The 21860-nt window shown below is 72.4% G+C and carries 19 protein-coding genes; 6 read left to right on the forward strand and 13 right to left on the reverse strand.

The genetic code is table 11. The annotated features are described in order from the left end of the window. The first annotated feature begins 22 nt into the window (after positions 1–22). Both ACZ56U_RS33940 and ACZ56U_RS33945 read left to right on the forward strand, forming a co-directional pair. Complete coding sequence (locus ACZ56U_RS33940; protein ID WP_469087760.1) at positions 23–754, forward strand: ArsR/SmtB family transcription factor; 732 nt, start codon at positions 23–25, stop codon at positions 752–754. 102 nt (positions 755–856) lie between these two features. Next, positions 857–1774 (forward strand): DMT family transporter, encoded by a 918-nt coding sequence (locus tag ACZ56U_RS33945; RefSeq protein ID WP_469087859.1) that lies wholly within the window; start codon positions 857–859, stop codon positions 1772–1774. A 153-nt stretch (positions 1775–1927) separates the two neighbouring features. On the opposite strand, the gene ACZ56U_RS33950 is transcribed toward ACZ56U_RS33945, so the two are convergent. From ACZ56U_RS33950 to ACZ56U_RS33995, 10 genes are all read right to left on the reverse strand, one after another. Continuing rightward, positions 1928–3007, reverse strand: a complete 1080-nt coding sequence (locus tag ACZ56U_RS33950) for a zinc-binding dehydrogenase (protein ID WP_469087761.1) — start codon at positions 3005–3007, stop codon at positions 1928–1930. A gap of 11 nt (positions 3008–3018) precedes the next feature. After that, on the reverse strand, positions 3019–4407 hold the full coding sequence (locus tag ACZ56U_RS33955) for an aldehyde dehydrogenase family protein (protein WP_469087762.1): 1389 nt from the start codon (positions 4405–4407) through the stop codon (positions 3019–3021). A 221-nt stretch (positions 4408–4628) separates the two neighbouring features. Then, the gene (locus ACZ56U_RS33960) at positions 4629–5972 is read right to left on the reverse strand and encodes an ABC transporter ATP-binding protein (protein ID WP_469087763.1); all 1344 of its coding nucleotides are present in this window, start codon (positions 5970–5972) and stop codon (positions 4629–4631) included. 173 nt (positions 5973–6145) lie between these two features. Further along, complete coding sequence (locus tag ACZ56U_RS33965; protein WP_469087764.1) at positions 6146–7108, reverse strand: class F sortase; 963 nt, start codon at positions 7106–7108, stop codon at positions 6146–6148. After that, positions 7098–7697, reverse strand: coding sequence for a hypothetical protein (locus tag ACZ56U_RS33970; RefSeq protein WP_469087765.1), 600 nt, complete (start codon positions 7695–7697; stop codon positions 7098–7100). Before ACZ56U_RS33970 ends, ACZ56U_RS33965 begins: the two co-directional genes overlap by 11 nt. 100 nt (positions 7698–7797) lie before the next feature. Continuing rightward, a complete protein-coding gene (locus tag ACZ56U_RS33975) occupies positions 7798–9111 on the reverse strand; it encodes an MFS transporter (protein WP_469087766.1) in 1314 nt (437 codons plus the stop codon). A 69-nt stretch (positions 9112–9180) separates the two neighbouring features. Next, positions 9181–10596, reverse strand: coding sequence for a CitMHS family transporter (locus ACZ56U_RS33980; protein WP_469087767.1), 1416 nt, complete (start codon positions 10594–10596; stop codon positions 9181–9183). 184 nt (positions 10597–10780) lie between these two features. Continuing rightward, complete coding sequence (locus tag ACZ56U_RS33985; protein WP_469087768.1) at positions 10781–13012, reverse strand: molybdopterin oxidoreductase family protein; 2232 nt, start codon at positions 13010–13012, stop codon at positions 10781–10783. 103 nt (positions 13013–13115) lie between these two features. Beyond that, entirely contained in the window at positions 13116–13733 is a 618-nt protein-coding gene (locus ACZ56U_RS33990) for a TetR/AcrR family transcriptional regulator (protein ID WP_469087769.1), read from the reverse strand. Further along, complete coding sequence (locus ACZ56U_RS33995; RefSeq protein WP_469087770.1) at positions 13730–14338, reverse strand: hypothetical protein; 609 nt, start codon at positions 14336–14338, stop codon at positions 13730–13732. The genes ACZ56U_RS33990 and ACZ56U_RS33995 overlap by 4 nt, the downstream gene beginning before the upstream one ends. 169 nt (positions 14339–14507) lie before the next feature. Here ACZ56U_RS33995 and hmgA point away from each other — a divergent pair, with 169 nt between their 5' ends. The 3 genes from hmgA (at position 14508) to ACZ56U_RS34010 (ending at position 17942) form a co-directional block, all read left to right on the forward strand. Next, a complete protein-coding gene (gene hmgA / locus ACZ56U_RS34000) occupies positions 14508–15860 on the forward strand; it encodes a homogentisate 1,2-dioxygenase (RefSeq protein WP_469087771.1) in 1353 nt (450 codons plus the stop codon). Positions 15861–16008: 148 nt separating this feature from the next. Continuing rightward, the gene (locus ACZ56U_RS34005) at positions 16009–16758 is read left to right on the forward strand and encodes a GntR family transcriptional regulator (protein ID WP_469087772.1); all 750 of its coding nucleotides are present in this window, start codon (positions 16009–16011) and stop codon (positions 16756–16758) included. Between the two features lie 26 nt (positions 16759–16784). After that, the gene (locus ACZ56U_RS34010; protein WP_469087773.1) at positions 16785–17942 is read left to right on the forward strand and encodes a type ISP restriction/modification enzyme; all 1158 of its coding nucleotides are present in this window, start codon (positions 16785–16787) and stop codon (positions 17940–17942) included. Between the two features lie 334 nt (positions 17943–18276). On the opposite strand, the gene ACZ56U_RS34015 is transcribed toward ACZ56U_RS34010, so the two are convergent. The 3 genes from ACZ56U_RS34015 to ACZ56U_RS34025 all read right to left on the reverse strand — a co-directional run bounded on the left by ACZ56U_RS34015 (position 18277) and on the right by ACZ56U_RS34025 (position 20018). Next, positions 18277–18543, reverse strand: coding sequence for a hypothetical protein (locus tag ACZ56U_RS34015; protein ID WP_469087774.1), 267 nt, complete (start codon positions 18541–18543; stop codon positions 18277–18279). Positions 18544–18669: 126 nt separating this feature from the next. After that, entirely contained in the window at positions 18670–19479 is an 810-nt protein-coding gene (locus ACZ56U_RS34020; protein ID WP_469087775.1) for an anti-sigma factor, read from the reverse strand. Further along, positions 19476–20018: a sigma-70 family RNA polymerase sigma factor gene (locus ACZ56U_RS34025; protein ID WP_469087776.1), complete on the reverse strand. Its 543-nt coding sequence runs from the start codon at positions 20016–20018 to the stop codon at positions 19476–19478. The genes ACZ56U_RS34020 and ACZ56U_RS34025 overlap by 4 nt, the downstream gene beginning before the upstream one ends. Positions 20019–20249: 231 nt before the next feature. On the opposite strand from ACZ56U_RS34025, the gene ACZ56U_RS34030 reads away from it, so the two are divergent. After that, positions 20250–21785, forward strand: coding sequence for a DUF4331 domain-containing protein (locus tag ACZ56U_RS34030; protein ID WP_469087777.1), 1536 nt, complete (start codon positions 20250–20252; stop codon positions 21783–21785). Positions 21786–21860: the final 75 nt, after the last annotated feature.

Genomic DNA, 21860 nt, shown 5'->3' on the forward strand with positions numbered 1-21860 from the left:
TCCGGGGCCCATCCTGGGAGGCATGACCTCACGGAATCCCCGGGCGGCGGAGCTGGCCCGCCTCGCCGGGCTCGTCGCCGACGAGACCCGCGCCTCGTGCCTGCTGGCCCTGCTCGACGGGCGGGCCTGGACCGCGAGCGAGCTGGCCCGCCATGCCGGGGTCGCCGCGTCGACCCTGAGCGAGCACCTGGGCAAGCTCGTGGCCGGCGGTCTGCTGACCGAGGAGCGGCAGGGACGGCACCGGTACGTGCGCCTCGCGGATGTGCGGGCCGCCCAACTGGTGGAGGAGCTGGCCTCTCATCTGGCGCCGGATTCCGCGGTACGGCCGCGCACGCTGCGGGAGTCGAGCGCCGGATCGGCGATGGCACGGGGGCGTACCTGCTACGACCATCTCGCGGGGCGGCTCGGGATCGCGGTGACGGACGCGCTGACCTCCCGTGGACTGCTGCGTCAGGACACCGGGTTCGCGCTGACGGAGGCGGGCCTGGCGTGGTTCGACGACGCCGGGGTCGCCCTCGACCGCACGAGCCGACGGCCGCTGGCCCGTGCCTGCCTCGACTGGACCGAGCGCCGGCCTCACCTCGCGGGGGTCGCGGGCGCCGCGCTGTGCCGCCACGCGCTGGACTCGGGCTGGTGCGTACGGATCGGGTCCGAGCGGGCGGTGAAGGTGACGGCGGCCGGTGAGCGGGCCCTGGCCGACCTGCTGGGCATCGATGCCCACCTGCTGGGCATCGATGCGCGCACTGTCGGCTGAGCCTCCCTTCAGCGGCGCGAGCGCGTCCCCCTCGCCCGCGGACACACACCGTCCGAGAACCGCGAGTTCTTCCTCGCCGCCCTTCCTAGCCTCAGGAGCATGATGAACTCCCGCCGTCCCGGCCTCCTGGCCGCCGGAGCCGCCACCGTCACGGTCGTCCTCTGGGCCTCCGCCTTCGTCTCCATCCGCAGCGCGGGAGCCGCGTACTCGCCCGGCGCCCTGGCACTGGGACGGCTGCTGGCGGGAACCCTCGCCCTGGGGCTGATCTGTCTCGTGCGCGGCGAGAGGCCGCCGCCGAGGGCCGCCTGGCCGGGCATCCTGACCTCGGGCGTCCTCTGGTTCGGCGTCTACATGGTCGCCCTCAACTGGGGCGAGCAGCAGGTCGACGCCGGGACGGCGGCCCTCGTGGTGAACATCGGCCCGATCCTCATCGCCCTGCTCGGCGCGCGGCTGCTCGGCGACGCCCTGCCGCCGAGGCTGCTCGCGGGGATGGCCGTGTCGTTCGCGGGAGCGGTCACCGTGGGGCTGTCGATGTCGGGCGAGGGCAGGGCGTCCGTGCTCGGCGTCGCGCTGTGTCTGCTCGCGGCCGTCGCCTACGCCGGCGGGGTCGTGGCCCAGAAGCCGGCCCTGGCGTCGGCGAGCGCGCTCCAGGTGACCACGTACGGCTGTCTCGTCGGCGCGGTGCTGTGCCTGCCCTTCGCCGGGCAGTTGGCCGGTGAGGCGGCGCGGGCGCCGGTGTCCGCGACGCTCAACATGGTCTATCTGGGCGTCTTCCCGACCGCGCTGGCCTTCACCACGTGGGCGTACGCCCTGGCCCGTACGACGGCGGGACGCATGGGCGCGACCACGTACGCCGTGCCCGCGCTGGTCGTGCTGATGTCCTGGCTGGCGCTCGACGAGGTGCCGGGGCCGCTGACGCTGGCGGGCGGGGCGCTGTGTCTGGCCGGTGTGGCGGTGTCCCGTTCGCGGACCCCCGCGGCTGGGCGAGGGCGGCCCGCGAAGGTCACCGGATCGGTGTGAACGCGCCTGGCCCGCGGCGACCGTACGCCCCGGACGGGAGGTCGCCCTGAGCACTCGGGGGGCCGGTGGACATGCCGTGTCCCCGGCCTCCTGCGGGACCGGGGACACGGCGCGAACGGGTGGACGGGGCCTGGGCCTGAGCCGCCGCTGGTCCTAGAAGACGACCAGCGCCCGGCCGCCCTTGCCCGCGAGCATGTTCTCGAAGGCCGCCGGGATGCCGTCCAGGGCGATCCGTTCCGTCACCAGGGCGCCCAGGTCCAGACGGCCCGCGCGGATGTGCTCGGCGAGTACCGGCAGATCCTCGGCCGGGTTGGAGTTGCCGTAGACGCAGCCCGAGAGGGTGCGGCCCCAGTGGAAGATCTCCAGGGCGTTGAAGGTCACCTGCTGGTCCTTGCCGCCGATGCCGACGACCGTCGTACGGCCGCCGCGGCGGGTGGAGTCCCAGGCGGTGCGGATGGTCGTCGCGCGGCCCACGCACTCCACGGCGACGTCGACACCCTGCTTGCCGGTCAGGCCGCGGATCTCGCGGGCGGTGTTCTCCGAGGCGACGACGTAGTCGGTGGCGCCGGCCTCACGGGCCAGTTCCTCCTTGGCCGGCGAGACGTCGACCGCGACGATCTTCGAGGCGCCCGCGATCCGGGCGGCCTGGAGGGCGGCGAGGCCGACTCCCCCGACGCCGTAGACCGCGACCGTCTCGCCCTCGCGGACCCGCGCCGAGTGGTGGACGGCGCCGTAGCCGGTGAGGACGGCACAGCCGAGCAGGGCCGCGTCGGTGAGCGGGATGCCCTCGGGCAGGGGCAGCAGGCAGGACGCGGACACGACCGTCTCCTCGGCGAACGCGGCGACGTTCAGGCCGGGGTACAGGTCGGTGCCGTCGGCGGCGCGGGCGTGGACCTCGGCGGCGCCGTTCAGCGCGTTGGCGCACAGCCAGACCTCACCGAGCGAGCAGGCGTGGCATGTTCCGCAGGAGGGGGCCCAGTTGAGGACGACACCGTCGCCGGGCGCGACCCCGCCGACGCCCTCGCCGACGGCGACGACCGTCCCGGCGCCCTCGTGACCCAGTACGGCCGGGACCGGCAGTCGCATGGTGCCGTTGGACAGGGACAGGTCGGAGTGGCAGACGCCGGCGGCGGCGAGGCGGACGCGGACCTGGCCGGGGCCGGGGTCCGGGAGTTCGATGTCGGTGACCTCCAACGGAGCGCCCACGACGGGAAGGACTGCTGCGCGAACCACGAAAAACGCTCCTAGAACTGGAGGGACTTGGTCTGGAGGTACTCGGCGAGACCGTGCGAGCCGAGCTCGCGGCCGACGCCGGACTGCTTGTAACCGCCGAACGGGGCAAGGGGGTTGAAGCGTCCGCCGTTGATGTCGACCTGGCCGGTGTCCATCCGGCGCGCGAAGGCCACCGCCTCCGCCTCCTCGCCCGCCCAGACGGCGCCCGCGAGACCGTAGACCGTGCCGTTGGCGATGCGCAGGGCGTCCTCCTCGTCCTCGTAGCGCAGGATCGACAGGACCGGGCCGAAGATCTCCTCCTGGGCGATGGTCATGTCGGGGGTGACGTCGGCGAAGACCGTCGGTGCCACGAACCAGCCCCGCTCACGCGGGGATTCGGGGCCACCGACGACCAGCCGGGCACCTTCGGCGACACCCTTCTCGATGTAACCCCGCACGCGGGCCTGCTGCTTGGCGTTGACGACCGGGCCGATGCGGTCGCCGTATTTCGCGGCGGCGGTGGCGGCGAGCTCGACCGCCTCGTCGTACCGGTCCCGGTGGACGAGCATCCGTGTCCAGGCGCTGCACGTCTGGCCGGAGTTGGACATCACGTTGGCGACGCCGACGTTGACCGCCTTGGCGAGGTCGGCGCTGGGCAGGATGACGTTGGCGGACTTGCCGCCGAGCTCCAGGGCCACCTTCTTGATCGCGGCACCGGCCGTCGCGCCGATCCGCCTGCCGACGGCCGTGGAGCCGGTGAAGGAGACCAGGTCGACGTCCGGGTGCTCGGCGAGGGCCTGGCCCGCGACCGGGCCGAGGCCCGTGACCAGGTTGAAGACGCCCGCCGGGACGCCCGCCTCGTGGACCGCCTCGGCGAAGAGCTGGGCCACCAGCGGGGTGTCCTCGGCGGGCTTCAGGACGATCGTGCAGCCCGCCGCGAGCGCCGGGGCGACCTTGGCGACGATCTGGTGCAGCGGGTAGTTCCAGGGCGTGATCGCGCCGACCACGCCGATCGGCTCCTGGCGGACGATCGAGTTGCCGACCTGCTCCTCGAAGGCGTACGTGGCCGCCAGTTCGGCGTAGGAGCCCGCGACCGCGAGGGGGACGGCGGCGTGGACGTTCTCGGAGAACTTCAGGGGCGAGCCGAGTTCGGCGGTGACCGTCTCGGCGATCTCGTCCTTGCGGTCCACCAGGACGTCCCGGAGGGCGGCCAGCCGGGCGGCGCGCTCGGCGGGTGCCGTCGCCGCCCATGCGGGAAGGGCGGCGCGGGCGGCCCGTACGGCTGTGTCGACGTCCTCGGCGGTACCGGCCGGGACCCGGCCGATCACCTGCTCGTCGACCGGGTTGACGACCTCGATCGTGTCCCGGCCCGCGGCGGGCCGCCACTCGCCGTCGATGTACATGCCGTCGTGTGCCTTCATCGTGCTTTCCTCCCGGCGGGGCCGTGTCGTACGTCCGGCGCGGCCCGGTGCCCAACCAGCGACCGTCCGGCGCAGTCCGGTTCATAAACTAGCGACGATAGTTTTCGGGCGCCAGACGTCCCGGTACGTGACTCATGCCATCAGAAGCCGTCCCGGGCCCTGTCGTCCACCCTCCCCACGGCCTCCCGCCCGCGACGGACGCGCACCGCCCCTGATGGGAGTCACTGCTCCAGATCGGGCCGCCGCGCCGGGGCCGGGCAGATCCGCTCGCCGTGCTGGTCGAAGACGAACAGGTGGGCGAGGTCGACCAGGAGAGGGACCTGCATGCCGTGACGGAGGTCGATGTCGGGGGTGGTGCGGACGATGAGGTCCCCGGGGAGGCGGCCGTCCGGGGGCGCCGGGGCGGGGGGCGGGCCGGTGGGGTGGTCGAGGACCACGACCGGGCCCGCCCGCAGGGCGTCCGCGCGGTTCCTGAGCCGGTCCAGCACACCGGGGGCACCCTCGCGACGGCGGCGCCGGGCGGGGCGGACGGCGGGGCGCGGGGCCTCCAGGTCGGGGACGACGGCCGGGCTGGAGCCGGTGTCGAAGTGGACGAGGACCTCGTGCCCCTGGAACTCCACGTGCTCCACCAGACCGGTGAGCACCATCTCGCCCGGCCGCGCGGCGGACGGCTTGGCGATGCGCACCGCCTCCGAGCGCAGTCCCACGATGACCTCCCGGCCCTGCTGGACGCGGAGCATCTGGTGGTCCAGGGAGAGGGGTTCGGGCAGCCGGAGGAACTGCTTGCCGAGGCTGATGGTCATCGCGCCGTCGAGCGGGGCGCGGACCAGACCGCGCAGGAGGTTGATGCGCGGGGTGCCGATGAAGGCGGCGACGAAGACGTTGCGGGGCAGGGCGTACACCGCGCGCGGGGTGCCGACCTGTTGCAGGACTCCCCCGCGCAGGACGGCGACCCGGTCGCCGAGGGACATGGCCTCGCCCTGGTCGTGGGTGACGTAGACCGTGGTGACGCCCAGCTTCCGGGTGAGGGAGGAGATCTCGGCCCGCAGGTGGTTGCGGAGCTTGGCGTCGAGGTTGGACAGCGGCTCGTCCATCAGGAACGCCGAGGGGTGGCGGGCGATGGCCCGACCCATGGCGACGCGCTGGCGCTCGCCACCGGAGAGCTGGGCGGGCAGCCGGTCCAGGAGCTCCTCGATGCCCAGCATGCGGGCGGTGGCGTCCACGCGGGGGCGCGGATCGGCGCCGGGGGACTCGAAGCGCAGCGGGAAGCCGATGTTGTCGCGGCTGGTCATGCTCGGATAGAGGGCGAAGTTCTGGAAGACCATCGCCATGTCCCGGCCGGCCGGCGGCAGCTCGTTGGCGTACTCGCCGTCGAGCAGCAGCTCGCCCTCGTCGATCTCCTCGAGCCCGGCGATCATCCGCAGCACGGTGGACTTGCCGCAGCCGGAGGGCCCGAGCAGGACGAGGAACTCGCCGGGCTCGATGTCCAGGGACAGTCGCTCCACCACGCGGTTGCCCCGGGTGTAGCTCTTGCTCACGTCGTGCAGAGAGATGGCGCGTGTCATGACAGGTGCCCCCGGGGGCTGACTGAGCGCTGAATGCTCCGTGGCCTGACGCCCCGAACGGGTCGAACGGGGCCTGTGGGTCACGGAAGTTAACGGAATGTGCGCAGCCGGGGGAAGGGAACGGGCAAGATCGGACGCCACCGTCCAGCAAGTGAGAAAACGGACGGCCACATTCAGCGCCGGGCGGCCCGCGCAGGGGGTTCACGGGTCGCGGTTCCCGCAGAGGGCTTGCGGGTCGCGGTCCCCGCCGGGGGCTTGCGGGTCGCCGTCCTCGCCGGGGGTTCGCGGGTCGCGGTCCTCGCCGGAGGTTCGCGGATCGTGACGAGGTGCGCGAAGACGACGACGTTGCCCGAGTATCCGGTCCTGCGGTCATAGCTGCCGCCACAGGTGATCAGGCGCAGTTCGGGACGGCCCCGGGCGCCGTACACCTCGCGGTTGGGGAACCGGTCCTTCTCGTACGTCTTGATGGTGTCGACCGCGTAGACGGCCGTACGCCCGTCCGCGCGCCGCACCTGGACCAGGCGGCCGCGCCTGAGTTCGCCGAGGCCGGCGAAGACGGCGGGACCGGTGTCGGTGTCGAGGTGGCCGACGGCGACGGCGGTGCCCTGCTGTCCGGGGGACGGGCCGCCCTCGTACCAGCCGACCAGGTTCTCGTCGTCGTCGGGAGGCGCGGGCAGCCGCCGGTCACGGTCGAGCCGGAGGCTCATGACCGGGGCGTCCAGGCTCAGGAAGGGGATGACGAGGCGGGTGGCGCGGGAGCGCGGCAGGGGACGCGGCCGCGGCGCGGGAGCCCGGGGCGGGACGGCCCTCGGGGCGGGGGCGGCGCTCGGGGGCGGGGCCACCCTCGGCGGTGTCGCCGGCGGGGGCCGCCGGGGTGCGGCCCGGCGGCGCGGGGGCTCCGCCCGGGTGCGCGGCGCCGCGGTGGGGCGCCGCTGGGCGGTGCCGCGCGCGTCGGTCGCGTCGCGGGCGGGGGCCGCCGGGGAGCCGGGCCGGGCGGCCTCGACCGCCCGGCCGGACTCCTCGCCCTGGGCCCACCAGACGCCGCCCACCACCAGCGAGACGGTCACCACGACCGTTCTCGCCAGGCGGTAGGCGCGCGTCCGGTACCAGGGCCTGCGTCGGCGTCTACGCGCCATGCGGGCGGCGACGGAGACGGAACCACACCGTCCCGCCGACCGCGGCCAGGCCCACGGCCGCGGCGCCGGCGACCGGCCCGAACGCCTGGTCGCGCGCGATCCCGCCACCGCCGGCCGGCGGGCCGCCGTTCGGGCCGCCCGGCACACTCGGGCTGGGCTTGGGCGTGACGCAGTCGACCTTGAAGACCTTGAACTTGCCCGCCCCATGGCCCTTGTCGGTCGTCCAGGTGAGCTTGTACATGCCGTTGGGCAGCCCGAGCGGGATGGTCTGCCCCGAGCCGTCGGCGCCGGCGGTGAAGTCGCCCTCCAGGTCGTGCGGGGCACCCTGGCCCATGGGGTGCTCGTCGATCATCCAGTGGACCTTCTCGTTCGGGTCGAACTTGAAGGCGGAGAGGTAGAAGTCGCAGACCTTCGGCTGGTCGCGCTGGTCGCTGAAGGGGGTGCCCACCTCGTGGACCTTGACGTCGCCGTTGTCGCCGGGCGCGGCGAGGGCGGCGGGCGCCCCGACGGCGACGGAGCCGGCGAGGGTCAGGGCGGCGAGGGCGGCGGCGCGCGCACCGGCGCGGCGTGGAAGAGACGTGGTGGACATGCGAAGCCTCCGAGTCAGACGATTTTCGTACAAATCGCACTTCACCTGACTCTCTGTCACATATCCATGACGAAAGGGGGGAGGCCCGCCCTACGGCGCGTCAGCCATCGCTCTTCCGGCCCAACGTCGTCCCGGACCGAGGGGGCGCGACGGACTCGGCGGACCCGGGGGACTCGGCGGACCCGGGGGACTCGGCGGGTTCGGTGGACCCGGCGGACCCGGCGGACCCGGCGGACCCGGCGACCGTCCTCGCCGGAGAGCGCAGCGCCACGCCCGAGGAGAGCAGCAGCAGCGCGCCCAGCATCACGAACGGCGCCGCCACCCCCGCGACGCCCGCGACCAGGCCCGCGGCGGCCGGCGCGGCGACCTGGCCCAGACGGTTGCCGGTCAGGCGCAGGGCCAGTGCCGTCGAGCGGGCGCCGTCGGGGGCCGCCTGGACCACCGTCGTCATGGACAACGGCTGTCCGACACCGAGGCAGAACCCGAGGAGCGCGAGGATCAGGGCCAGCGCCCACACCGGGACCGGCAGGGCGATGCCCGCGCACAGCACGGCGGCCATCAGGCAGGTGACCGTCAACAGCAGGCTGCGGCCCAGCAGTCGCAGCAGCGGGGTCAGCACCAGCCGGCAGGCGATGGTCGCCGCCGCGCGAAGGCTGAGCAGCAGTCCGATGACGGAGGGCGCGATGCCGCGGTGCTCGCCGACGACCGGCAGATAGGCCGTGAGGATGTCGGTCGCCGAGAGCACGGCGAGGCTGACGAAGATGCCGGCGGGCACTCCCCGGGTGCGCAGGATGCGCTGGACGGGCACCCGATCGCCGTGCCCCGCACGGGACTTGGCCGCGGTGTCGCGGTGCTCGACGCGCCACAGCGAGGTGAGGGCGACCGCGCCGCCCGCCCCCGCGACGATCAGCGCGAGCGCACTCGTGCCCGCCATGTCCCGGCCGCCGATCAGGGCGCCCGCGGCGATCGGGCCGGCCAGTTGGCCGAGGGAGGCGCCGATGGTGAAGTGGCCGAAGTTGCGGTCCTGTTCGTGCGGGGCGGACTGGCGGGCGACGAGGGACTGGGCGCCGATCACGAAGCAGAGGTGGCCCAGGCCCATCACGCCGCTCCAGACGGCCATCGCCCAGAGGGAGTTCGCCATGCCGCTCAGCACACAGCCGCCGGATATCAGCACCACGCCGGCCGGCAGCAGGGGCGCGCACCGGCCGTGGTCGGTACGGCGCCCAAGAGGGACCGCGGCGAACAGCGGGAGCAGGGCGTAGACCCCCGCGATCACACCGATCGCCCGCTCGTCCGCGCCCAGCGCCAGCGCCCGGTAGGAGACGGCGGGCCGGGCCATCGACACCGCCCCCTGCGCGAAGGCGAAGGCGATGACGAGACGGAGCAGCCAGCCGCGGTTCCTGCCGGGCGCCATGGTCGAGTCCTTCGTCGGTTCGGTCGAACGGCCTTCGTCGGTTCGGTCGGAGGGCCTTGATCGGATCGGTCAGATGATGCCGAACACGATCCCCGCCACCAGGATGACCAGGCAGGTCAGCGCGGCCCACTTGACCACGAACCTGGTGTGGTCACCGAACTCGACCTTGGCCATGCCGACCAGGACGTAGACGGCCGGGACGAGCGGGCTCGACATGTGCAGCGGCTGGCCGACGAGGGAGGCGCGGGCCATCTCCAGCGGCGAGACCCCGTGCGCGGCACCGGCCTCGGCGAGGACGGGGAGGACACCGAAGTAGAAACCGTCGTTCGACATGAAGTAGGTGAGCGGGAGGCTCAGCAGACCGGTGACGAGGGCCATGTGCGGGCCCATGCCCTCGGGGATGACGTCGACCATCCAGCGGGCCATGTGGTCGACCATGCCGGTGCCCTGGAGGACGCCGGTGAAGACGGCGGCGGCGAAGACCATGCCGGAGACGTTCAGGACGTTGTCGGCGTGGGCGGCGAGCCGGGCCTTCTGGTCGGGGATGTGCGGGAAGTTCACGGTGAGCACGAGCGCGGCGCCGAGGATGAACAGCACCGGGATCGGCAGCCACTCCATGATCATGGAGGTCAGCAGGGTGACGGTGACCAGCGCGTTGAACCAGTAGAGCTTGGGACGCAGGGTGGCGCGGTTCGGGTCGAGCACCGCGAAGCGCTCCTCGTCGCCCTCCTCGGCGTCGGTGCCGGAGCCGGAGCCGCCGGTGACCTTCTCGGTGCCGGACGCGCCGGAGCCGGAACCGGCACCCACGAGAACCGTCTCGGGCTCCTTCTCCTCGGCCTTCTCCTCCACCAGGATCTCGCCCAGCGTCAGCACACCCAGCCGCTTGCGCTCCCGCAGGCCCAGGAAGTACGCGAGGACGAAGACGCCCAGCAGGCCGACGAGCAGGGCCGGGATCATCGGGACGAAGATGTCGCTGGCGTCGACCTTGAGCGCGGTGGCGGCGCGGGCGGTCGGGCCGCCCCACGGCAGGGTGTTCATGACGCCGTTGGCCATGGCGGCCACACCGGTCATCACGACCAGGCTCATCTTCAGGCGCTTGTACAGCGGGTACATGGCCGAGACCGTGATCATGAAGGTGGTCGAGCCGTCGCCGTCGAGCGAGACGATCGCGGCGAGGATCGCCGTGCCGACCACGATCCGCATCGGGTCGGCCTTGGCGAACTTCAGGATCCCCCGGACGACCGGGTCGAAGAGGCCGACGTCGATCATCACACCGAAGTAGACGATCGCGAACATGAGCATCGCCGCGGTGGGGGCGAGGCTGGTGACGCCGTCGATGACGTAGTCACCGAGCTTGGCGCCCTTCCCGACGAAGACGCAGAACAACGCCGGGATCAGTACGAGCGCCGCGATCGGCGACATCTTCTTCAGCATGATCAGGACCAGGAAGGTCGCGATCATGGCGAAGCCAAGGATGGTCAGCATGAGTGGATACCTAACGTTCGCCCTTGAACTCCCACCGGAGTCGGCAGTGCGTTGACGTTAGGTCCCGTCAAGCGGCGTTAACAAGACGTTGACATGCGAGCAATAAGCGCAAAACTGCTGGTCACAGCTTTGCGCTGCTCACAGGGCCGCGACGGTGGCTGTTTTTCGGCTGGGGGTCCGGGGGTTATCCCCCGGGAAAAAGCAGCACGGGTACGCCGTTGAGGACCGCGTTGCCCGACAGGGGGTCGAGCAGGCTGCCGTCGAGGAGCTGGTTGACGTTGACGCCGGGCTCCTTGAGGGCGTGGTTCAGCCGGGTGCCGGGCCGGTCGTGGCCCCAGCCGTGCGGCAGGCTCACCACGCCCGGGCGCACGCCGTCGGTGACCTCGGCCGGAGCGATCACCTCTCCCCCGGCCCCCTTCACGCGTACGGCCGCCCCGTCCGCCACCCCGAGCCGCTCGGCGTCCTCGGGGTGGATGTGCAGGGTGCAGCGGTTGGTGCCGCCGGTGAGGGCTGGGACGTTGTGCATCCAGCTGTTGTTGGAGCGCAGATGGCGGCGGCCGACGAGGACGAGCCCCTCGGGCCGCTCGGCCAGGGCGCGCCGCAGCCGCGGCAGATCGTCGGCGATCGGCCCCGGCAGCAGCTCGACCTTCCCGCTGCGTGTCTTGAGCGGCTGCGGCAGCCGGGACGCGAGCGGCCCGAGGTCGATGCCGTGCGGATGGGCCAGCAGCGTCTCCAGGCTCAGCCCGTCCGGTCGGACGCCGAACCCGTCGCCGTAGGGGCCGAGGCGCAGCATCATGTCGAGCCGCCGCTCGGGGCCGCTGACTCCGGTGAGCCGCGCGGCGAGTTCCTTCGGGTCGCGGTCGTGCACCGGGGACCACGGCTCCTTGACCGCCTTGCCGAGGGTCTGCCCGATGACCAGGTCGTCGACGGCCGAGGGGTCGGCGCCGTGCATGCCGGTCACGGCGAGGACCAGCCGGGCCAGGATCTCGGTCTCGGCCATCCGTCCGGGCTCCAGGGGGACGGCGGGGCGGGTGTAGCGGACCTGGTTGCGCACGGCGAGGGTGTTGAAGGCGAAGTCGTGGTGCGGGCTCTGCGAGGGCGGCGGCGGGGGCAGCACGACGTCGGCGTGGCGGGAGGTCTCGTTCAGGTAGGGGTCGACGCTGACCATGAAGTCGAGCGAGTCGAGCGCCTTGTCGAGCCGGTCGCCGTCCGGCACGGAGAGCACGGGGTTGGCGGCGACGGCGATCAGGGCGCGGATCGGCTCGCCGTCCGGGGTCGGGGTGTCGATCTCCTCGGCGAGCGCGGAGATCGGCAGCTCGCCCTTGGCCTCGGGGTGCCGGCTCACCCGGGAGTGCCAGCGCCCGAGCGCGAAGCCGTGGCTGGGTCCGGCGGGCCGGGGGGTCCGGTCGGTGGCCGCCTGCGGGAAGAGGGCGCCGCCGGGGCGGTCGAGGTTGCCGGTGAGGATGTTGAGGACGTCGACGAGCCAGCTGGCGAGGGTGCCGTGCGGGACGGTGCAGCTGCCGATGCGGGCGTAGACGGCGGCGGTGGGGGCGGCGGCGAGTTCGCGGGCCAGCGTGCGGATGGTGCCGGCGTCGATGTCACAGGCTCCGGCGGCGGCTTCGGGCGTGAAGTCCCGGACGGCTTCCCGGAGTTCGTCCAGCCCCTGGAGGTGGGGGGTCAACTCCCCGGTGTCCACGAGGTCTTCCTCGAAGAGCGTGTACGTCATCGCCGCCAGGAGCAGGGCATCGGCGCCGGGGCGGATGGCGAGGTGGCGGTCGGCGAGCCGGGCGGTGCGGGTGCGCCGCGGGTCGATCACGGTGAGGGTGCCGCCGCGGGCCTTGAGCGCCTTGAGCTTGCCGGGGAAGTCGGGGGCGGTGCACAGACTGCCGTTGGACTCCAGGGGGTTGGCGCCGATCAGCAGCAGATGGTCGGTGCGGTCGAGGTCGGGCACCGGGATGGCGTTGGCGTCGCCGAAGAGGAGGCCGCTGGAGACGTGCTTGGGCATCTGGTCGACCGTGGAGGCGGTGAAGACGCTGCGGGTGCCGAGGCCGGCGAGCAGCACGGGCGGGTACAGCGCGCCGGCCATGGTGTGCACGTTGGGGTTGCCGAGCACGACGCCGACGGAGTTCGCCCCGTACCGCTCGACGGCCGGCCGGATCCCGGCGGCGACCGCGTCGAAGGCCTCCTCCCAGCTGACCTCCCGCAGTTCCCCGTCCTTGCGCACGAGCGGGGCCCGCAGCCGGTCGGGGTCTTGGTCGACGGCCCCGAAGGAGGCGCCCTTGGGGCAGATGAACCCCCTGCTGAACACGTCGTCGCGGTCCCCGCGGGCGCCGGTGACCGCGCTCCCCTCGATCGTCAGCGTCAGACCACAGGTGGCCTCGCAGAGCGGGCAGATACGCAGAGCGGTGCGGGGCACGGGTCCTCCCGGGGCGACGATGCCTGTGCGGGCGAGCATACCGACCGGTAGGTGTGCTGGGGAGGGGTGGCGGGGGGTGAGGTCGCGAAACCGCGAGGCGCGGTCAGTCCAGCACGCGTGCCAGATACGCCCGCAACATCTCCCGGGCCTCCCCGATGATCTTCGCGTCCCCCTCCGGGGCCACGCGGAAGGCGAGGTGGACGAGGGTGTCGGCGGTTTCCACGGCGATGAGGAAGGTGCGGCGCAGGTCGTCGTCCGGCGCGCGGCGCAGGTATCCGGAGAGGAGGTCGGTGAGGCGGTCGGCGACGCGGTGGTTGGGTTCGGCGTGGCGGGCGCCGACCGGGATCTGGTTGCCGAAGTCGACGAGGGAGAAGCCGGGGGCGGTGCGTTTCATGGCGAGGTACTCGTCGAGGACGGCGTCCATGGCCGAGCGCCAGCCGCCGTCCGGCGTCTCCTCGAGGCGTTCGGCGACCCGGGCCGTGAAGCGTTCGAGGTTGCGCTGGGCGAGGGAGTCGACCATCTGCCGTTTGTTGCCGAAGAAGCGGTAGACGGAGCCGATGGGCACGCCCGCGCGCTGGGCGACGCCCCGGGTGCTGAGGTCGTCGTAGCCGACCTCGTCGAGGAGGTCGGCGCAGGCGTCGAGGATCCTGGTCAGCCGTTCGGCGCTGCGCCGCTGCACGGGCGCTCGGCGTAGCGATGTCGCGTGGGGCACGGGCATCATGATGCCTGTCCGCCGCGGTCCGGTGAACCTCGCCCCCCGGTACGCGCGAGGGTGGCCGGCGCACTCAGCGCGGAGGGCCCGGACGTGGTCTGCGGTGAGGCCTGCGCGCCGGAGGCGGTGATGTCGGCCGCGCTCTCGACGGGCTCGCCTTCGACAGCCCACACGGTGCCGTCGTCGGCGTGCAGCCGTGCGGTGACGGTGTGCGTGCCGCGGGGGACGAGCTTGCCCGGGATGTGGCAGTCGGGGCTGCGCAGCCGGGAGACGAGCCTGCCGTCCACGAAGAGGTACACCAGACCGCGGCCCTCCGCCGCCTTCGGCTTCGCGCCCGGCGGGGAGAAGCGGAAGTTGCGCACGGTCAGGCGGACGTCCCAGCCGTCGTCGGTGTCGGGCTGCACCTCGATGCCCACCTCGGGGGCGTCCTCACCGTCGACCTCCCGGTAGTGCCGGCCGTCCTCGTCGGTGTCGTCCAGCACCTTGCCCACGGGGGTCGGCGACACCGCCCCCTCCTGCTCCTTGTGCGCATCACCGAATCCACAGCTCGCGGTTCCGGTCAGCAGCAGGACACAGACCGCGAGCGCGGCCGGCAGCGTCCGCGTCCACGACATGCCCGGGAGACTAGAACAATGTTCCGAACCTCGAATCCACCTGGAGTCTGGTTCTCCTCCTCCCTGATGAGGAGGCCCGCCCTCACAACCCGCTCCCGGAACCCCCTTGCGCCACCGAAACCGCAATCCTACGGTGATACATAGGAATCAGAGTCGCAAGGGAGCGATCATGAGCGATGGGGGCACCTCCCGCGCGAGCGGGTTCGAGCGTGGCGGAGCGCGGAAGACCGCGGAAGGGCTGGCCTACCTCTCCGGTTTCGGCAACGAGCACAGCTCGGAGGCCGTCCCCGGCGCGCTGCCCGAGGGCCGCAACGCACCGCAGCGCGCACCTCTCGGCCTCTACGCGGAACAGCTCAGCGGCTCGGCGTTCACCGAGCCCCGCGCGCACAACCGCCGGTCCTGGGTGTACCGGATCCGCCCGTCGGCCGCCCACCCGGCGTTCACGCACACGCACAATGGCTGGATCCGTTCGGCGCCCTTCACCGAGTCCGTGCCCGACCCGAACCGGCTGCGCTGGAACCCCCTGCCGGAGCCGGTCGAGGGCACCGACTTCCTGGCCGGCCTGTGGACCCTCGGCGGCAACGGCGACACGACCCAGCGCACCGGCATGGCCGTGCATCTCTACCACGCCACCGACTCCATGGACCGCGTCTTCAGCGACGCCGACGGCGAACTGCTGATCGTCCCCGAACAGGGCGGCCTGCTGCTGCGCACCGAGTTCGGCCTGCTGCACGCCGAGCCCGGCCATGTCGCCCTGATCCCCCGCGGCGTCCGCTTCCGCGTGGAACTCCTCGACGCCTCCGCGCGCGGCTATGTCTGCGAGAACTACGGCGCCCCCTTCCAACTCCCCGACCTCGGCCCGATCGGCGCCAACGGCCTCGCCAACGCACGGGACTTCAAGGCCCCGGTCGCCGCGTACGAGGACGTCGACGGCCCGGTCGAGGTGGTCAACAAGTTCTGCGGCAACCTCTGGACGGCCACCTACGACCACTCCCCGCTCGACGTGGTCGCCTGGCACGGCAACCACGTCCCGTACGTCTACGACCTGCGCCGTTTCAACGTCATCGGGTCCATCTCGTACGACCATCCCGACCCGTCGATCTTCACGGTGCTGACGTCCCCGTCGGACACCCCGGGCTTGGCGGGTGTGGACTTCGTCGTCTTCGCGCCGCGCTGGCTGGTGGGCGAGGACACCTTCCGGCCGCCGTACTTCCACCGGAACGTGATGAGCGAGTACATGGGCCTGATCGAGGGCGCCTACGACGCGAAGGCGGAGGGTTTCGTCCCCGGCGGCGGCTCGCTGCACAACATGATGTCGGCGCACGGTCCGGACCGGGAGACGTTCGACCGGGCGAGCACGGCCGAGCTGGAGCCGCAGAAGGTGGACGACGGGCTGGCGTTCATGTTCGAGACCCGCTGGCCGGTGACGCTCACCGCGCACGCGGCCCAGGCGGACCATCTGCAACGGCACTACGACGACGTGTGGCGGGGGCTGGAGCGTCACTTCCGCGCGCCTTCATGACCTCGTTCGTCTACGGGGCGCCAAAGCCGGTGTCGAGTCCACGACCGTGCTCGACCCTTCGGGCCTCCGCGCGCTCGCGCTCTCGACACCGGCGCCCCTTCCGCTCGCTCCGTTGCACTGATCGGCGACGACCGGTACGGATTGACCCGTGACCTCCTTCGCCCCGGACTCGATCGTCCTGAACCGCAAGCTGCCGCTCTGGTACCAGGTCTCGCAGTCGCTGCGCGCCTCGATACTCGGCCGCTCGCCCGAGGAACCGCTGCGGCTGCCCACCGAGGAGCAGTTGGCGGGCCACTACGGGGTGAGCGTGCTGACCATGAGGCAGGCGCTGAAGGAGTTGGAGGACGAGGGGCTGATCACCCGCCACCGCCGACGGGGCACGTTCATCGAGCCGCACGCGCTCCGGGCCGCGCCGGTGCGGCTGCTCGGCTCGGTGGACGCGATCGTGGCCCAGCAGTCGGGGATGGTCACACAACTGCTGGAGCACGGCCGCGGCCCGGTCCCCGGGGAACTCGCCGAGTACTTCCCGGACATCAGGGAGCTGGCGACGTACCACCGGCTGCGCGGCGAGGAGAAGACCGGCGAGCCGACCAACCACGCCCGCAACTGGGTCCGCCCCGAACTCGCCGCCCGTATCGACCCGGAGGACCTGGTCCGCTGGCCGATGACCAAGGTGTTGCGGGACATCGTCGGGGCGGACATCAGCCGCATCACGGACACCGTGGAGGCGCGGCTCGCGGACCCGGAGACCGCCCGGCTGCTGGAAGTCCCGCTGCTCAGCCCGATCCTGCGCTACACGGGCGTCACCTACGACACGGCGGGCCGGGTGCTGGACGCGGCGGTCATCCACTACCGCGGCGACCGCTTCTCCTTCACGGTGACGCTGGACGCCACCTGACCCGCGGGCCGGCGACAGGTCGTACGATGCCCAGCGTGACGCACGACGACGCTCCGCTGCTGGCGGACCTCATGCCGTGGTCCGTCGCACCGCCGCGGCTCGGCCGGGGGTGGCCGACGGGCCCCGACGCGGCATCCCTGAAGGCCCGCTGGGACGCCCTGTTGAAGGCCGAGGGGCCCGACCGGGAGGCCCTGTTCGAGCCGACGCGCTCACGCACCCTGCGCTCGGCGGTCGGGCAGTTGCCGGGGCAGCCGGGCGGTACCGAGAGACTCGCCCGCGCCGCCGGGCCCTGTCCCGAGCCGGTACGCGTCCTGCGCGCCCCGTTCGACGAGCAGTGGCTGATCCCCGACCACCGGCTGATCGACACCGCCCGGCCCGAGTTGTGGCGGGTCGCGGACGACCGCCAGATCTTCGTGGCGGAGACCGCCGGTGGCGCCGGCCCGGTGCTGATCGCCACCTCCCTGCTCCCCCTGCTCCGCCCCGGCCGGATCCGCCCGCTGTACCGAAGGCCGGACGCCGAGGAACCGAACCTGGCGCCGGGCCTGCCGGCGTATCTCGGCGAGCGGCTCGACCGGCCCGTCGACCCGGCGGACGTCCTGGCGTGGACCCTCACCGCCGTCCGCCCCGACCTCACCGTCCCCCTCACCGACGACCCCGAACTCTGGGACCGGGGCACCGAACTCGGCCACCGTCTGCTGTGGCTGATGCGCCGCGACGGCGACCGTCCCAGGCTCCCGGGCGGCCGCCGCCCCTACGTCCGCGCCCCGCTCCCGCCCCGCCCCCTCTCTCTGCACTACGACCGCGACGCGGAGACCCTCCACCTCGACGAGGGCCGCGTCTCCCCGGTGCCGCCGGAGGCCTGGGACTTCGAGGTGAGCGGTGTGCGGGTCCTGGAGGAGTGGTTCACGACCCGCACCGCCGAGCCGGAACCGGGCACGCTGGCCGCGATCCGCCCGCCGACCTGGCCCCAGACCTGGACCTCTGAGCTGCTGGAACTGATCACGGTGCTGGCCCTGGTCGCGGAAGTGGCGCAGCGCCAGAGCGAGTTGACGGTGGCCTCGCGGATCACCGCGGCGGAGCTGCGCGGGGCGGGGGTGTTCCCGGTACCGGAGACGGCACGAAGGCCCGCCTCGGTACTGGACCACCACGAGGAGGGGCCGGAGGGCCAACTGGGGCTCATCTAGTGCCGGGCGTCGCGCCGGGGCGGACCTTGCCTGCCGCGGCACTGGCCCCCCAGGGGCACGGGGACCGGGCGACCGGCCTGGAGTGAACCGGCGCGCCGCGAGGAACCGACGTGCGCTGAACTGATGTTCGCCGAATGTGACGTCGGGGCGCCTGTGCCCCAACTGCCGTGCCCTGCCGATGGATTGGAGCGGGGTGGAGTGGTGGTGTACCCGCGCACGGTGGACGTGCCTGGCGCTGCCGCCTGCCGTGGGGATGACGGACGACAAGGCGCGGCGTGACGCCGGAGCGGCACGGCCGACCGGGCGCGGGTCAAAAAACGCCTGAGCGTGCGGGCTAGTGCCCGCCGAACAGCGACCGGCGCAGGCGACGCAGCGGCGCGAAGAGCGAGACGCGACGGACGCGCGCACCCCTGTCGCTGCGCTGCGCGGGCTCACGGGCGGTCAGCTCACGCATCAGCGAGGTCGCCTCCGCCGCCTCCCGCTGCGGGACGGCAGGCCCCCCCAGCACCGCGAGATGCCGGTCGAGACGCGAACTGGTCGCGCTGCTCCCGCAGGTGATCGCAGGGACCCGCGCCCTGCTGCGCACTGTTATCTGTTCCATGTCACTCCCCACCCGTACGAGTCCACCCGGCCCGGGCAGGGTAACCCTATCGCCCTCATGGGGCACTCGTGTATCGCGGTCACAGGATTCACCTTCCCCGTAAGGGCGTTGACGACCCCTCCTCGGTTACTCTCCGAATCCAACCGATTTCAGGGCGAGTTGGACAACCGGCTGCGTAGTGGGCTGCGCCGAACCCCCGTCCGGCTCGACGGTTACAGCCAGTGACGTCCCTGACGGGTCGAGACCGGTGGCGACCAAGGGCGTGTCGGCGGCGAAGAGCCCGAGGGAGCGCGGTTGTGCGCCGGGGCGCATGAGCCACAGCTGGTTGACGCGGTCGCCCGGGATGTCGTCGTATCCGCTGAGCGTGACCACCGCGCTGCCCTCGGACGCCGAGGCGACCACACCGATACCGCGGCCCCGCGCGTCCTTGCCGGTGCCGGCCCGGGCGTCGGGAGCCGCGAGAACGTGGGCGATCTCACGCGCCTGAGCCCGCTCGGCGTTCAACTGCTCCCGGGTGTCGTTCGCCTGTACCGCGAACAGGGAGGCGACCACGAGAGCGGCGGCCGCCGTGGCGGTGGCGAACGGCACGAACAGCGGGCGGCGCTCCCGGGGCGCACGGGCGCGTGAGCGCGGCGCCTGGGCGCCCCACACGTGCGGCGGCAGCTGCGGCTCGTGCGCGCGCACCGGCTCCTGCGCGGTGGTGCGTACGGCGGCCAGCACCCGGTCGCGCATGGCCGGCGGCGCCGGGGCGACCGTCGACCAGGCGAGGCGCGCGGCGTCCTCGGACAGGGCGCGGACCTCGGCGGCGCAGAGCGGACAGGTCTTCAGGTGCCTCTCGAAGCGGACCCGTTCGGCGGGTTCCAGCGCGTCGAGGGCGTAGGGCGCGGCCAGCGAGTGCGGGTCGTCGCGGCCGAGCAGCCGGGCGAGAACGCTCATGCCACACCTCCCAGGCACTCGCGCATCCGGGTGAGCCCGTCACGCATGCGGGTCTTGACGGTGCCCAGCGGCAGCGAGAGCCGCTCGGCCACCTCACGGTACGTGTAGCCGTCGTAGTAGGCGAGGGTGACGGACTGGCGCTGGAGTTCGGTGAGCCGGTCCAGGCACCGGCGCACCCACTCGCGTTCGAGGCCCGCCTCGACCTCCTCGGTGACCTGGTCGAAGGCGGGGCCCTCGGACCGCCTGGCCTCCCGCAGCTCGCGCTCGCCGGCCGCGCGGGCACTGCGCACCCGGTCCACCGCCCGGCGGTGGGCCAGGGTGAGGACCCAGGACAGGGCGCTGCCCCGGCCGGGGTCGAACCGCGCGGCGGACCGCCAGAGTTCGAGGAGCACCTCCTGGGCCACCTCCTCGGACTGGGCCGGGTCCCGCACCACCCGGCGCACCAGCCCGTACACCGGGCCGGAGACCAGCCCGTACAGCTCCTCGAATGCCTTCTGGTCACCGCCCGCCACGAGCACCAGAAGCTCGTCCGCCTCCACCTCGTCTCCCCCTCCCGCCAATCCGCATCTGGGCCGTCCCGCCCCGCGAGGTATTCGCAACGCACACACCTCCGGATGGGGTTACGGATCGGATCGCCGAAAACGCGGGTCGCCGATCGATGAAACATGATCCGCGTTCCGCCGTAAGAACCTTTGGGATTCGACCAATCCACCCTGCCGGCCGCTCCGAATGAGCGTTCGTCAGACAAGCTGGGACTGAGGACGGACGGCATGACACCTAACTCCAGGAGCGGTGCGGGGCGCAGGAGCGTCGCGACCCTCATATGCGCTTCGCTGGCCGCCGGGGGGCTCGCAGCAGCCGGCGTGGCCGCGCTGGAACCGGGGGCGGCCAACGCCTCCAGTCACCGGGAGGCCCCGCTCATCTCCGGGGACCCGCAGTACGACAACACCGACGTGTACGCCTTCGTCAGCCCGGACAAGCCGGACACGACGACGATCATCGCGAACTGGATCCCGTTCGAGGAGCCGGCCGGCGGACCGAACTTCTTCACGTTCGCCGAGGACGCCCAGTACGACCTCCACATCGACAACAACGGTGACGCGCAGGGCGACCTGCTCTACCGCTACACGTTCAAGACGCACGTCAAGAACGACAAGACCTTCCTGTACAACACCGGGCCGGTGGAGAGCCTCGACGACCCGGACCTGAACATCACGCAGACCTACGACATCGACCTCGTCAAGCTGAAGAACCAGCACGAGGTGTCGAGGACGAAGGTCGCCGACGACGTGCCCGTGGCGCCGTCGAACGTCGGCAAGGCGTCGATGCCGGACTACAACAAGCTGCGCAAGGAGGCGGTCCACGAGCTGCCGGGCGGCTCGACGACCTTCGCCGGCCAGGCCGACGACCCGTTCTTCCTGGACCTGCGGGTCTTCGACCTCCTGTACGGCGGGAATCTCTCCGAGGTCGGCCGGGACACCCTCAAGGGCTACAACGTCAACTCCATCGCCCTCCAGGTCCCGACGGACATGATCGCCGAGTCGCACGAGCAGCCGGTCGTGGGCATCTGGTCGACGACCCAGCGCAAGAACGCGCAGGGCTACTACAGCCAGGTCTCGCGGCTGGGCATGCCGCTGGTGAACGAGGTCGTCAACCCCCTCAAGGACAAGGACAAGTTCAACGCGTCCACGCCCGGTGCGGACGCCCAGTTCCTGCAGAACGTGACCAACCCCGAGCTGCCGAAGCTCATCGAGGCGATCTACAAGATCAAGGCGCCCGCCGAGCCGCGCAACGACCTGGTCGACGTCTTCCTGAAGGGCGTCGAGGGCCTCAACCAGCCGCCGAACGTGCGGCCGGCGGAGGAACTGCGCCTGAACACCTCGATCAAGCCCACCCACAACCCCAAGCGGCTCGGTGTGCTCGACGGCGACAACGCGGGCTTCCCGAACGGACGCCGGCTCTCCGACGACGTGCTCGACGCCGCCCTCCAGGTCGTCGAGGGTGAACTGGTCGGCGCCAAGAACGACTTGGGCGACGCGGTCGACAAGAACGACAAGAAGTTCGGCAAGTCCTTCCCGTACCTGGCCAACCCGACCGCGGGGTCCCGTGGCGCGCTGGCCAAGGGGACGAGCGGCGGCAACGACGTCCGCAACCAGCTGGGCGACGCGCTCCAGCCCGCGGGTTCCTCGACCGGGATGGACGACACCACGCTGGTCGCCGCCTCCGCCGGGGCGGGCGCGGCCGGTATCGCGCTGATCGGCGCCGCGCTCATGTGGTGGCGCCGCATGCGGACCCGGGCCTACTAGACGACCCGGCCCAGGCCACCCCGAACCGGCGCGGCCCGCGTACTCATCCCCCCACGGCGCGGGCCGCGCCTTCAC

Source organism: Streptomyces sp. NPDC034103 (genome assembly GCF_055575395.1).